12 protein-coding genes are annotated in these 12,373 nt (G+C 72.7%); 7 read left to right on the top strand and 5 right to left on the bottom strand.

Annotation, left to right across the window (positions count from 1 at the left end):
* Positions 1 to 4: 4 nt before the first annotated feature.
* The 5 genes from AB0J46_RS26765 (at position 5) to AB0J46_RS26745 (ending at position 6,298) form a co-directional block, all read left to right on the top strand.
* The gene (locus AB0J46_RS26765) at positions 5 to 2,305 is read left to right on the top strand and encodes a penicillin acylase family protein (RefSeq protein WP_364336494.1); all 2,301 of its coding nucleotides are present in this window, start codon (positions 5 to 7) and stop codon (positions 2,303 to 2,305) included.
* A gap of 54 nt (positions 2,306 to 2,359) precedes the next feature.
* Positions 2,360 to 3,130: a hypothetical protein gene (locus AB0J46_RS26760; protein WP_364336492.1), complete on the top strand. Its 771-nt coding sequence runs from the start codon at positions 2,360 to 2,362 to the stop codon at positions 3,128 to 3,130.
* A gap of 19 nt (positions 3,131 to 3,149) precedes the next feature.
* Positions 3,150 to 4,550: a GAF domain-containing SpoIIE family protein phosphatase gene (locus tag AB0J46_RS26755; RefSeq protein WP_364336490.1), complete on the top strand. Its 1,401-nt coding sequence runs from the start codon at positions 3,150 to 3,152 to the stop codon at positions 4,548 to 4,550.
* Positions 4,551 to 4,633: 83 nt separating this feature from the next.
* On the top strand, positions 4,634 to 5,617 hold the full coding sequence (locus tag AB0J46_RS26750) for a GlxA family transcriptional regulator (RefSeq protein ID WP_364336488.1): 984 nt from the start codon (positions 4,634 to 4,636) through the stop codon (positions 5,615 to 5,617).
* Positions 5,618 to 5,689: 72 nt separating this feature from the next.
* On the top strand, positions 5,690 to 6,298 hold the full coding sequence (locus AB0J46_RS26745) for an isochorismatase family protein (RefSeq protein ID WP_364336486.1): 609 nt from the start codon (positions 5,690 to 5,692) through the stop codon (positions 6,296 to 6,298).
* A gap of 65 nt (positions 6,299 to 6,363) precedes the next feature.
* Here the strand turns inward: AB0J46_RS26745 and AB0J46_RS26740 are convergent, their stop codons facing one another.
* Positions 6,364 to 6,798, bottom strand: coding sequence for a hypothetical protein (locus tag AB0J46_RS26740; protein WP_364336484.1), 435 nt, complete (start codon positions 6,796 to 6,798; stop codon positions 6,364 to 6,366).
* A gap of 250 nt (positions 6,799 to 7,048) precedes the next feature.
* Here AB0J46_RS26740 and AB0J46_RS26735 point away from each other — a divergent pair, with 250 nt between their 5' ends.
* A complete protein-coding gene (locus AB0J46_RS26735; protein ID WP_364336482.1) occupies positions 7,049 to 7,420 on the top strand; it encodes an STAS domain-containing protein in 372 nt (123 codons plus the stop codon).
* Between the two features lie 28 nt (positions 7,421 to 7,448).
* On the opposite strand, the gene AB0J46_RS26730 is transcribed toward AB0J46_RS26735, so the two are convergent.
* Both AB0J46_RS26730 and AB0J46_RS26725 read right to left on the bottom strand, forming a co-directional pair.
* Entirely contained in the window at positions 7,449 to 7,811 is a 363-nt protein-coding gene (locus tag AB0J46_RS26730; protein WP_364336480.1) for a cupin domain-containing protein, read from the bottom strand.
* A gap of 124 nt (positions 7,812 to 7,935) precedes the next feature.
* Complete coding sequence (locus AB0J46_RS26725; RefSeq protein WP_364336478.1) at positions 7,936 to 9,456, bottom strand: alpha/beta fold hydrolase; 1,521 nt, start codon at positions 9,454 to 9,456, stop codon at positions 7,936 to 7,938.
* A gap of 252 nt (positions 9,457 to 9,708) precedes the next feature.
* Between AB0J46_RS26725 and AB0J46_RS26720 the strand changes: the two genes are divergently transcribed.
* Positions 9,709 to 10,368, top strand: coding sequence for a transglutaminase family protein (locus AB0J46_RS26720; protein WP_364336476.1), 660 nt, complete (start codon positions 9,709 to 9,711; stop codon positions 10,366 to 10,368).
* 52 nt (positions 10,369 to 10,420) lie between these two features.
* On the opposite strand, the gene AB0J46_RS26715 is transcribed toward AB0J46_RS26720, so the two are convergent.
* Both AB0J46_RS26715 and AB0J46_RS26710 read right to left on the bottom strand, forming a co-directional pair.
* Positions 10,421 to 11,509, bottom strand: a complete 1,089-nt coding sequence (locus AB0J46_RS26715; RefSeq protein WP_364336474.1) for a serine hydrolase domain-containing protein — start codon at positions 11,507 to 11,509, stop codon at positions 10,421 to 10,423.
* Between the two features lie 124 nt (positions 11,510 to 11,633).
* On the bottom strand, positions 11,634 to 12,371 hold the full coding sequence (locus AB0J46_RS26710; protein ID WP_364336472.1) for a 3-keto-5-aminohexanoate cleavage protein: 738 nt from the start codon (positions 12,369 to 12,371) through the stop codon (positions 11,634 to 11,636).
* Between the last annotated feature and the right edge of the window lie 2 nt (positions 12,372 to 12,373).

The raw sequence follows: 12,373 nt of genomic DNA, 5'->3' as shown, positions 1-12,373 counted from the left end.
CCACATGAAGTTGCGAAAGCCCTGCGCGGCGATCGTGCTCGCGCTGGTCGCCGGCCTGCTCACGGCCCCGCCGGCCGTGGCCGCCGACGGCCGCTACTCGGCCGAGATCCGGCGCACCGAGTACGGCATCCCGCACGTGTCCGCCAAGGACCACGGCGGCCTCGGCTTCGGCTACGGGTACGCCTTCGCCCAGGACAACCTGTGCGTGCTGGCCTCGTGGGTGGTGACGTTGCGCGGCGAACGATCCCGCCACTTCGGCCCGCAGGCCCGGTCCGACGACCCGGTGCGCCCGGTCGCCAACCTCACCAGCGACCTCTACCACCGCAGCGTCGCCGACTCCGGCGTCGTCCGGCGGCTGCTGGCCCGGCCCGCCCCCATCGGGCCGAGCGCGGAGCTGCGCGAACTGGTCGACGGGTACGTGGCCGGCTACAACCGCTACCTCGACGACACCGGCGTGGCCAACCTGCCCGACCCCACCTGCCGCGGCAAGTCGTGGGTCGGCCCGATCACCGCCGAGGACGTCTGGGCCAACCTCCTCGACCTCGGCCGCATGTCGGGCAGCTCGGCGCTCAAGGAGGCCATCGTCGGCGGCGACGACGGGGACGACGGCCCGCGCCGCGCCCCCGGCAGCAACGGCTGGGCGCTGGGCCGCGAGGCCACCCAGGACGGCCACGGCATGCTGCTGGCCGACCCGCACTTCCCGTGGAACGGCGTCCGCCGCTTCTACCAGGTGCAGCTCACCATCCCCGGCGTGCTCGACGTCGCCGGCGGCAGCCTGTACGGCACCCCCGTCGTGCAGATCGGCCACAACAGGACCGTCGCCTGGACCCACACCGTCTCCCACGCCCAGCGGTTCACCCTCTACCGGCTCGAACTGGCGCAGGGCGACCCCACCACCTACCTGGTCGACGGCCGGCCCGAGCCGATGGGCCGCCAGGAGGTCGTGGTGCCGCTCCAGGACGGCACCCTCGTCTCGCGCACCCTGTTCACCTCCCGCTACGGCCCGGTGCTGGCCGCCGGGCGCGGCGCCGAGTACGCGTACGCGCTGGCCGACGTCAACGCCGCCAACCTGCGGGCGGCCGACGAGTGGCTGGCGATGGCCAAGGCCGGCGACCTGCGCGGGCTGCGCGCCGCCCAGGACGCCCACCAGGGCCTGCCGTTCGTCTACACGCTGGCCACGGACGTCGGGGGGACGGCGTCCTTCGCCGACGCCTCCGTCGTCCCGCACGTCACCGACGCCCAGGCCCGCCGGTGCGCCAAGCCGTCGCCCGACCCGTCGATCGACGCGTTCGTCCTGGACGGCTCGACCTCGGCGTGCCTGTGGGGCAAGGACGCCGACGCGGTCGTGCCGGGCATCTTCGGCCCCCGCAACCAGCCCGGCCTGACCCGCGCCGACTACGTCGCCAACTCCAACAACAGCCCGTGGATGACGAACCCGGCCGCGCCGCTGACCGGCTACGACCAGGTCTGGGGCGCCGTACGGACCGACGTGGAGCTGCGGCCCCGGGTCAGCCTGGACATGATCGACCGGCGGCTCAAGGGCACCGACGGGCTCGGCGCCCCCGGCTTCACGCTGGAGACGCTCCAGGCCACCGCGCGGAGCAAGCGCAATTTCGGCTTCGAGCTCATGCGTCCGGACCTGAAGGCGTTGTGCCGGGAGCATCGCGAGCTGCGGGCCTCCTCCGGGGAGCGGGTCGACGTGCGGGACGCCTGCCGGACCCTGACCCGCTGGGACGGGCGCGCCACCCTGGACGGCGAGGGGGCCGTGCTGTGGCGGCGGTTCTTCGACGGACTCCAGGCCCCGGTCAAGCCCGGGGAGCCGCCGCAGAGCTGGTGGCGGGTGCCGTTCGACCCGGCTCAGCCCCTCACCACGCCCCGCGGCCTCAGGCGGGACGATCCCGGCGTGCGGCGCGCCCTGGCCGACGCCGTGCTGTTCTTCCGCGACAACCGCCTGCCCCTGACCCTGACCACCGGCCAGGCCCAGCACTACGCGTCGGTCCCGATCCCCGGCTGCACCGAGGGGGAGGGCTGCTTCGACCGCGTCCGCAACTCCGGCCCGCTCGGCAAGGACGGGCGCTACCCCGACGTGAACACCGGCTCCAGCTTCATGATGGCCGTCGAGCTCACCCCGGACGGGCCGCGCACCCGCACCGTCCTGACCTACTCCCTGTCCGCCAACCCGAACTCCCCCCACCACACCGACCAGACCACCCTGTTCTCCCGGGGAGGCTGGGTCACGGAACGCTTCACCGACGCCGAGATCCGCACCGCCCCGCAACTGAACGTCACCACCGTGAGCGGCTGACCGCCTTGTGGAGGCCGGGTTCTGCCCCTATTGTCACCCTTCGTGAAACCCCTCATGATCTTGACGATGGCGGGCGTGCTCACGGCCTCCCTGGCCGGCACGGCCGCCGCCGAGAGCGCGGCCTACCCGGTCAAGCACCCCAAGCTGATCGCCAACCCCCTCTACGAGGCGGGCCCGCTGCCCACCACGACCTGCGCCGAGCCGCCGGTGAAGCGCCGCAACCTCAAGCAGGCCCGCGCCTACGTGGACGCGGTCGTCGCCTGCCTGGAGACGACCTGGGAGCAGCACCTGACCGCGGCGGGGCTGCCGTACGAGCCGGTCAAGGTGCGGCACATGAACCGCATCCCCAAGAAGTACTGCGGCCTGGCCGTGGACGACGACGAGTCGCAGACGTGGTACTGCGAGAAGACCCGCACGCTGGTCTTCCAGATCGGCAAGGACTGGACCGACGACCCGAGCGACCTGTGGCTGTTCCACACGACGGCCGGGATGTACGCGTTCCACGTGCAGAGCCTCGTCGGGATCTCCGACGCCTACGACGTGATCCCGTACCCCACCAAGGCGGAGGGGCGTGAGCAGGACCGGCGTAGGAACCTCCAGACCGAGTGCCTGGGCGGCGCCTTCGTCAAGAGCGTCTGGCCCCTGGAGGGCAGGTCGAAGAAGGACTGGGACTATTTCCTCACCCTCCCCGTAGGGAGCAAGGAGGGCAGGTACAGCTCGTACGGCACGACCGCCGCCATGCGGTCCTGGATCAAGCGCGGATTCGCCACCGGCGACCCGGCCTCCTGCAACACCTGGGCGGCTGCCTCCTCCAAGGTGCTCTGAGCCGTCTTCCGTAGTGCCTGTGACCAGGTGTCATGCCGGTGGCCGGGGGCATGACCTGGGCAAGGGCATCTCGGGGGGTGGGGTGGGCGGACAGCGGCCGGAGGGCGGCGCGTACGGCGGGGACCTGGGGCCGTTCGGCGCCGAGAAGCTTCGGCGGCTGCAGGCGAGCCTGACGCAGATCGAGGATCTGCACGGCCGGATGGCGCGCCTGCTGGAGGCGGTCCTCGCGATCAGTTCCGAGCTGGAGCTGAACGCCGCCCTCCGCACGATCGTGGAGGTCTCGGCCGACCTGGTGGACGCCCGGTACGGCGCCCTCGGCGTGCTCAACGACGAGGGCGAGTTCGCCGACCTGTTCACCTACGGCGTCTCCGAAGACGTGTACGAGGCCATCGGCCGCCTGCCGACCAGCCACGGCCTGCTCCAGGAGCTGATGGCCCGGCCGAGGCCGCTGCGCGTGGACGACGTGCTCGCCCACCCCGGCTTCCGCGAATACCCTCCCGGCCATCCGGTGATGCGCACCCTGCTGGGCACGCCGATCCTGGTCCGCGGCACCGTGTACGGCAACCTGTACTTCGCCGACAAACGGTCGGGCCTGCCGTTCACCGGCGACGACGAGCGGATCGTCGCGGCGCTGGCCAGCGCGGCCGGCGTCGCCATCGAGAACGCCCGCCTCTACGAGCGCATCCGCCGCAACACCGAGGAGTTCCAGCGCAGCCTGCTCCCGTCGCTGCCCGACCTGAACGGCCTGTGGGCCTGCGCCCGCTACCTGCCCTCCAGCACCGTCCCGCGCATCGGCGGCGACTGGTACGACGCGATCGTCCTGCCCGACGGCGTGCCCTGCCTGATGGTCGGCGACGTGATGGGCCACGACCTGCGCTCGGCCACCGTCATGAGCCAGATCAGCAACATGCTGCGGGTGCTCGCCTACGAGCACTGCGAGCCGCCGTCCCGCATCCTGCGCCGCCTCGACGAGATCCTGCACGCCCTGCACGGCGGCCCGATGGCGACGGTGCTGCTGGCCCGCCTGGAGGAGTACGGCGGCACCGACTGGCGGCTGAGGTGGGCCACCGCCGGGCACCTGCCCCCGCTGCTGCTCCCCGTCGACGGCCCCGCCCGCTACCTGCGGGCCGAGGGCGGCCACCCGCTCGGCGTCACCCCCGACCTGCCCCGGCCCGACCACGAGCAGATCATCCCGGCCGGGTCCACGCTGCTGCTCTACACCGACGGGCTCGTCGAGGACCCCGCGCACGGCCTCGACCGGGGCATGGAGAGCCTGGTCCGCACCGCCTCCCGGCTGCGCCACCTGCCCCTGGAGGAGATGTGCGAGCTGCTGCTCGTGCACCGGGGCGACGGCTTCACCGACGACGTCGCCCTGCTGGCCCTGCGGCTCGGCGAACCGGCCGACCTGCACCCCGGCTGACCGGCCCCGTCACCTGCTCGATGGCCAGATGTGCCAGATAACTGTCGTTGCGGACATTCCGCCAGTTCGGTGAGAATCGGGTCATGCCCGCTGCCCACCGCGTCGTCATCGCGCTCTTCCCGGACGTCGACCTGCTCGACGTCACCGGCCCGGCCGAGGTGTTCGCCCTGGCCAACCGGGTCGCCGGTCGCGCTCTGTACGACGTGCGGCTGGCCGGGCCCCAGGGCGGCCAGGTCACCACGTCCGCCGGGGTGCGGCTGGTCGCCGATCTGACGTTCGAGCAGGTCGGCGACCAGGTGGACACCCTGGTGGTGCCCGGCGCGGTGACCGTCACGCCCGACGGGCCCCGCGCCCTGACGGACGCCGAGGTGGTCGCCTGGGTACGGCGGACCGCTCCGGGCGCCCGCCGGGTGGCCTCGGTGTGCGTCGGCGCGCACATCCTGGCCGAGGCCGGCCTCCTGGACGGCCTGACCGCCACCACCCACTGGTCCACCGCCGGGCAACTGGCCGCCGACCACCCCAAGGTCACCGTCGACCCCGACCCGATCTTCCTGCGTTCCAGCGGCCGGATCTGGACGGGTGCGGGCATCAGCGCCTGCCTCGACCTGACCCTCGCGCTGGTGGCCGAGGACCACGGCGAGGAGACGGCCCTCGCGGTGGCCCGCGAACTGGTCGTCTACCTCAAGCGTCAGGGCGGCCAGAGCCAGTTCAGCGTCCCGCTGACCCGGGCCGCCTCGGGCCGCCGCGACATCGACGACCTGCGCCTGTGGATCGCCGAGCACCTCGCCGAGGAGCTGACCACGGTCGAGCTGGCGGCGCGGATGGGGCTGAGCCAGCGCCAGTTCACCCGGGTGTTCCGGCAGCAGACCGGCTTCACCCCGGCCGCGTACGTCGAGTCGGCGCGTGTCGAGGTGGCGCGCCGGCTGCTGGAGACCACCGACCTGCCGCTGCCCCGGGTGGCCGCCGACAGCGGGCTCGGCTCGGTGGAGACCCTGCACCGGGCCTTCCGCCGCCGTCTGGGCACCGGTCCCGGCACCTACCGCCGCCGTTTCCACACGGTGGCCTGATCCCCTCTCTCCCCGCGTACGCCGTCCGAGCCGGGCGGCGTACGCGAGCCTGCCCGAAAGGAAACCCCTGCCATGAGCAGCACCGTCTCGCCCACCCTGCGCCAGGTCGTCGGCCTGCCGGCCGAGCCCGCCCGGCTGGCCGACTCGACCCTCGTGCTGATCGACTACCAGAACACCTACAGCACCGGCGTCATGGCCCTGCCGGACGCCGCACAGGCCCTCGCGGCCGGCGCCCGCCTGCTGGAGCGCGCCCGCGCCGCCGGGGCCCGTGTCGTGCACGTCGTCAACGACGGCGGCCCCGGCAGCCCGTACGACGTCCGCGCCGAGATCGGGGCGATCAGCGCGCCGGTCGCGCCGCGCGACGGGGAGCCGGTGGTGGTCAAGACGTTCCCCGACGCCTTCCACCAGACCGAGCTCCAGGACGTCCTGGCGGGCATGGAAGCCGGGCCCGACCTGGTCCTGGCGGGGTTCATGACCCACATGTGCGTCACCTTCACCGCCCAGGGGGCCTTCCGGCTGGGCTACCGGCCCACGGTCGTCGCCGACGCCTGCGCCACCCGCACACTGGCCGGCCCCGGCGGCGCGTCGCTGCCCGCCGACGTGCTGCACGAGGCCGCCCTGACGACCATCGGCGACCTGTTCGGCCTGGTGGTCCCCACGACCGACGCCCTGCCCGCCTGACCCCGACCCGTCCCCGCTTCGGACCGGTCCCCGGTAGGTCCGGGGCCGGTCAGGCGGTCGCGGGGTCAGCCGGTGGCCGGGCGGCGGCGGCCGGCGACCAGGCGGTCGGCCGGCGTCCGGTGACGCGCGGCGGAGGCGTCGGGCTGCCGGTCGGCGGTGCGCCCGGTGGCCACCAGACGGTCGGCAGGCCGGTCCGCCGTGCGGCGCTCGTCCTGGTCGGTGGCGGGCTGGTCGTCGGTGCGCTCGGCCAGCAGGCGGCGCAGTTCGCGGCGGCGGGCCAGCCTGCGGCCCGTCCCGGCGGCGATCAGGAAGGCGCCGAAGATGAACGCGGCCGCGGTGGCCGCCCCCGCGGCGAACAGCTCCAGGTCACCCACCCGGAAGGTGACGCCCATCAGCGTCAGCGCGGCGGTGGCGGTGGTCGTCGTCTGGGTGAACAGGACGACCACGGCGGCCGACCCGGCGACCATGAGCAGCAGGCCGAGCAGGACCATGGTTCTCACTCTCCTCGAACGTCGGCGATCACGTTTCATTGCCGCTGCCCAGCATTTCTTTACTTATGTATGGGCATGCGCCCGGCGTCGAAGAAATGGCCACGCATTCGCGCCGAGAATGGCCGCGCGGAGCACCGCTAATTGCTTCGCGAAAAAATCCGCATTGAGCAGCGGCGCTGCGTCCGGCGGGCAGGTCGCGGGGTTTGTCGGCCGATGGCCAGGGGAGAGCGGACCAAGAAGGGAAGTGATAGCAGTGAAAGTGGACACTTTCCGGCTCCTGGCCAACTCCGCAGGAGAAACGGTCGTGCTGCATCCGGCCGGGGACCTTGACCTGCACACCGCCGACGCCATCGAGGACTGGGCGACCGGCTATCTCGACGGCACGCCGGCCGCCGTCACTTTGATCGACCTGTCCGACGTCGGCTTCATGGATTCGGCCGGACTCGGCGCGCTGATCGGCGCCTGGAAACGCATCACCGCCACGGGACGGACGGTGATGGTCGCCGCGCCGACCCCGCAACCGGCCAGACTGATGCGCATCACCGGCCTGGAAGGACGTCTCGGCGTACGCGCCACCGTCGCCGAGGCGCTGGAGGAGATCATTCCCAGACGGACGCACGCGCCCGCCTAGGCGGCGCCCGTCCGGAGCGCGCGCGGCGTCAGCCGTTCCTCGCCTTGGCGTAGTCGGCGGCGCCGCCCGCGAAGTCGTACAGGACGACCTGTTCGTCCCCGACCACCCAGGCGTCGTGTCCGGGCGGGCAGACGAAGACCTCGCCCGGCCCCGCCTCGGCCTCGGTGCCGTCGTCCATGCGCAGGCGCATCCGGCCCGAGACCACGAACCCGTTGTGATGCACCTGGCAGGACGGCGTGCCGGCGATCGGCCTGACGGACTCCGACCAACGCCATCCCGGCTCGAACGTGGCGACCCCGAAGGTCAGGCCGCTCAGCTCGCAGATCTCCAGGTGGCCCTTGGGGAAGTCGCGCCGCTCGTCGGGCTTGTCGATGCTCTTGACCTCGATCATGGCTCACCCCCTCGTCAGCTACCTTCTTACGCTGAAATGTCCATACCGAGGGGTTGGCCAGGGCAAATATCCCTTTGTGGGGACGGGTACGGCCCGCGATGGGGCCGTACCCGTGACGTGCGGACTATCCGGCCCAGGGCAGCGAGTCGGACGGCCACGCCCGCTTCGTCTGCTTCTTGAGCGTCTCCTCAGGCGTGCCCACGGCGCAGCGGGTGCCCTGCGGCGGCACCTTCAGGTCGATGAGGTACTGGTCGATGATGTCGGTCTGGCACTTGTCCTTGCCGTAGATGCGGTGACCCCAGCCCTCGTACGTGAGCAGCACGGCCTTCGGGCCGAGCTGACGGGTGGCGTTGGCCGCCCAGATCCACGGCGTGGCCGGGTCGTGGATCGAGTTGCCGAGCAGCAGCGGGGCCTGGCCGGTGTACCGCAGCGAGTGCGGCGGGTTGACGGGGGCGCCCGAGTTGAGGCAGATGGGCAGGTCGTCGGTCGGGTACGGGTGGTACTTCGTGTCCGGCGCCAGCAGGCCGGCGGTACGCATGAGGTCGGCGTACTCGGCGTAGCTGTTCACCTTGAGGTTGTAGTCCTGGCAGAGGATCCGGGTCGGCAGTTCGGCGACGTCGCCCTCCACCGGGCCCCGGCCGGGCAGCGGCGGCACCCACTCGGGGGCCGGGCCGCCGTTCAGCCAGTTGATCACTTCGCTCAGCGTGCGCCAGTCGGGTCCCTCGTTGCCCAGCGCGGCGTTGTAGATGACCTGCAGCTCGGTCATCCGCTGACCGGTGCTGGGGTAGACCAGTTCGCCGCGGCGGGCCTTGTCCAGCAGGCTCTTCCAGATCGCGCGGATGTCGCGGCCGTTCAGCACGCAGCTGGTGTCCTGCTCGCACCAGCCGACGAACTGGTCGAAGCCGTCCTCGACGGCCAGGGCCTCGGTGGCGAAGAAGCCCTTCACGCCGAGGCTGTGGTCCATGTTGCTGTCGAGGGCGAGCGCCCGGATGCGGCCGGGGAACAGCTCGGCGTACATCTGGCCCATCAGGGTGCCGTACGAGATGCCGTAGTAGGTGAGCTTCTCCTCGCCGAGGGCGGCGCGGAGGGCGTCCATGTCACGGGCCACGGAGACGGAGTCCACGTGGTCGTAGAGCGGGCCGGTACGGGCCCGGCAGTCCGGGTGCAGCTTCTTGGTGAAGGCGTTCCAGGCGTCGAAGTCGGCCTGGCTGCGCATGACGGTCGGCGGCATCTGGTTGTAGACCGACGCCGAGCAGATGACCGGGTGGCTGCGGCCCACGCCGCGCGGGTCGAAACCGACGATGTCGAACCGCTGCTGCAGTTCCTCGGTGTAGGACCCGGGAGCGCCGTAGACGGCCTCCACGCCGGACCCGCCCGGACCGCCGGGGTTGATCACCAGCGAGCCGACCCTGGCGGCCGGGTCGGTGGCCTTGCGCCGCGCGACCGCGATGTCGATCGAGGGCCCGCTCGGCTGTGCCCAGTCGATGGGCACGGTCAGCTTGCCGCACTCGGCGCTGGGCTCCTCCTCGCAGGGCGCCCAGGTGATGGCGTTCGTCGTGGTGGTGGCGGGTTTCGCGGTCGTCGCCGCGTTCGCCGCCGGAACCGGGATCAACGCCGCCAGCGCCACGAAGGCGGTGGCGAACAATGGGAGTCTTCTCCGCAAAATGGGGCTCCAATCAACGGCCGGTGCGCCCCCCGTGGGCATCCGGCCGACCTAGATCATCGCGGTTTGTGGGTGGAAATGACGGCAAAATCGGAAATTTCCCCAAAGTCACCCGTACCGACGAGGACCCCCGCGCCCCGCCCCCGGCCCGGCCCGACCGGCGACATGAACCGCTGTCGCGCCCGCGACGGGGCGGCGGGACGGTGCCGGAAGGGGCGGGTTACCGTGGCAGGCATGAGCGAAGGTGGATTATCAGGCACCGCTGCCACACCCATCCTCGATTGGCGTCACCCCCGCGTCACCGCCCTGGCCGCGCGGCTCCCCGGCGAGGGGACGCCGCCGCGCGCCCTGGTGCGCGCCGCGCACAGCCTGGTCGGCCGGACCATCCGCCCGGTGTATGCGATGAACGACGAGCAGCCGGTCTCCGTGACCGTCGCCCGCGGCCGGGGCTCGTGCAGCCAGCGCATGGCCGTGCTGGAGGCGCTGGCCCGCGGACGGGGGATCGCCACCCGCGTCAGGGGCCGGGTGGTGGACGGCGCGTTCTGGCACTCGCGCTTCCCCCGGATGCGGGCGCTGGTTCCCGACGACGTCATCCTGGCCTGGCCGGAGTTCCTGCTCGACGGGGCCTGGGTGCCGATCTCGGAGCTGTTCGACGGCCTGTGCGCCACCTCCGGCTTCGGCAACGACGGCCCCGAGACCCTCTTCGACGCCGTCACCCGGACGGTCGTGGACTGGGACGGCACGTCCTCGCCTCAGTGCGACCTGTCCGCCCGGGTCCGCGCCGACCTGGGGTACTTCGGCTCCCGGGACGAGCTGTTCCGGGAGCACGGCCAGACGTTGTGCCCGGCGGCCCGGCTGATCGCCGACCCCGTGCTGAGCCGCAGGTCCGCCTGACGGGCGCGCGGGTCTGCCGGAACACCGGTCGGCGGGGCCGTCGGAACGCCGGTCAGCGGGTGCACAGAGCGGTGTCGAAGGCGGCGATCAGGAGGTCGCGGGCCTTGCCGCCGTTGGCCGAGCCCGTGGCGTAGACGGTGACCGTGCGGCCGTCGCGGTCGCGGCCGCTGAAGGTGGACACGCCCGGGACGTCGCCGCCGTGCCCCCACAACTTCCCGCCGCAGCTCAGGGGGATCTCCATGACGCCGTAGCCGTAGCGGGCGCCCTTGGGCCAGCCGGGCCGGTCGACGTCGACGTACGAACCGGATTTGACGGACTGCGCCCGCCAGAACGTGCTCAGGTCGCGCGGCGTCGAGACCAGCCCGCCGCTGGCGCCGAGCGCGTGGCCGGGCAGCCGGGTCACGTCGACGACGCCGTCCTTCGGGTGCAGCGGGTGCACGCCGTAGGTGTGCGCGTGCGGGCCGCGGATGCCGGTCTCGCCCTCGGCCGGCCAGTACGTGTCCCGCATGCCCAGCGGCTTCAGCACCAGGTCGCGGCTGACCACGCGGAAGTCGCGGCCGGTCACCGCCTGCGCGACCAGGCCGAGGACCATGTAGTTGGTGTTGGAGTAGGCGAACCGGCCGCGGGGCGTCGGTTCGAGGGAGAGGGCCAGCTTGAGCAGGTCCTGCTTGCCGATCTTCGACCAGTCGGCGACGGGGGTGAAGTCCGGCAGGCCGCTGGTCTGCTGCAGGAGCATCTTCACGGTGATGTCCCGTCCGTCGATGCCCTTGCCGCGGATGACCCCGGGCAGGTACGTCTCGACCGGCTCGTCCAGGTTCACCTTGCCCTGGTCGGCCAGCTTCAGCACGGTGGCCGCGATGATCGACTTGCTCACGCTGGCGATCCTGAACCGGCCGTCGGCGCCGGGCATGGGCTGCTTCGTGCCGCGTCGCGCGGTGCCGGAGACGACCGTCGTGGTCCGGCCGTCCGGGTGGCGGATGTAGGCCACGGCGCCGGGCACGTCGGGGGAGGCGGTGAGGGCGTCCAGCCGCGACTGCACCGACGGCGCCCGCTCGGCGGCGAACGCCGGAGCCATCGGTGCGAGCGCCAGCGGGACGATCACGAGCAGGGCGAGTGCGCGCCGGGCGGCGGAGGAAGGCATCGGGACTCCTTGTCGCGTCGATCAAGCTATGTCCCGACTGTGGCGAATCGGCGGCGTTGCCACAGTCACGGCACCACCCACCCTCATCCGGGGGTTGTCCCTACCGCCCGGCGCGCGCCGCCGTCTACCCGCCGGGGCGGGCGATGGCCAGGACGTGGCCGACTAGGGCGGCGTTGTCCTCGGCCGGGCCGCCGTCCGGATCGAGCAGCGTGTCCTCCAGGCCGATCCGGGTGGCGAGGCCCCGCCGTACGGCCTCCGCCACGAGCGGCCACGTCGCCGGCCCCTCGCCGTGCAGCAGGCGGGGGGCGGGCGACCCGTCCAGGCGGTCCAGAATGGCCGCAGCCCGGGGGACGGCCTCCTCGGACGGCGCGTCGATCACCTCGACGAGGATGCGCGTCATCCGCCCGGCCAGCCCCGAGGCGGTCAGCGTCGCGGCGTCGGCCGGCGTCCACACCCCCGCCTCGACCCCGATGCCCGCCGCCAGCAATGTCCGCGCTAGCTCGCCGAACCCCGGCTCCGACAGGTTCACCGAGGCGAAGTCCGGACGGGCGCCGGCGGGCAGCTCCGCCCAGGCGGTCACCGCGTCCAGGCGGGCCGCGGCGTCGCCGCCGGTGATCCACAGGCCGGTGGACACGCCCACGGGCAGCCCCGGCGCCGCCGCCCTGACGGCCGACGCCGCCGCCCCGACGTCGGCGGCGGCCAGGGACTCGCGCCCCGCCGCGTCCCGCGGATGGACGTGCACCGCCCCCGCCCCCGCCCGCCGCACGGCCACGGCGTCGGCGGCCAGCTCGGCGGGCGTCAGGGGCAGCCGGGGGTGCTCGCCCGCCGCCCGGCTTCCGTTCAGACATGCTTTGATGAACATGA

Origin of the sequence: Nonomuraea sp. NPDC049758 (genome assembly GCF_040674635.1) — a bacterium.
In the GTDB taxonomy this organism is placed as follows: domain Bacteria; phylum Actinomycetota; class Actinomycetes; order Streptosporangiales; family Streptosporangiaceae; genus Nonomuraea.
The sequence above is the reverse complement of the archived record's forward strand: the minus strand, read 5'-3'. Positions and strand labels throughout refer to the sequence as shown.

Bases quoted from the DNA above. Each gene is read 5' to 3' on its own strand.
- AB0J46_RS26765 (WP_364336494.1), top strand. From the start codon at position 5: ATGAAGTTGCGAAAGCCCTGCGCGGCGATCGTGCTCGCGCTGGTCGCC.
- AB0J46_RS26760 (WP_364336492.1), top strand. From the start codon at position 2,360: ATGATCTTGACGATGGCGGGCGTGCTCACGGCCTCCCTGGCCGGCACG.
- AB0J46_RS26750 (WP_364336488.1), top strand. From the start codon at position 4,634: ATGCCCGCTGCCCACCGCGTCGTCATCGCGCTCTTCCCGGACGTCGAC.
- AB0J46_RS26745 (WP_364336486.1), top strand. From the start codon at position 5,690: ATGAGCAGCACCGTCTCGCCCACCCTGCGCCAGGTCGTCGGCCTGCCG.
- AB0J46_RS26730 (WP_364336480.1), bottom strand. From the start codon at position 7,811: ATGATCGAGGTCAAGAGCATCGACAAGCCCGACGAGCGGCGCGACTTC.
- AB0J46_RS26720 (WP_364336476.1), top strand. From the start codon at position 9,709: ATGAGCGAAGGTGGATTATCAGGCACCGCTGCCACACCCATCCTCGAT.
- AB0J46_RS26715 (WP_364336474.1), bottom strand. From the start codon at position 11,509: ATGCCTTCCTCCGCCGCCCGGCGCGCACTCGCCCTGCTCGTGATCGTC.
- AB0J46_RS26710 (WP_364336472.1), bottom strand. From the start codon at position 12,371: ATGTTCATCAAAGCATGTCTGAACGGAAGCCGGGCGGCGGGCGAGCAC.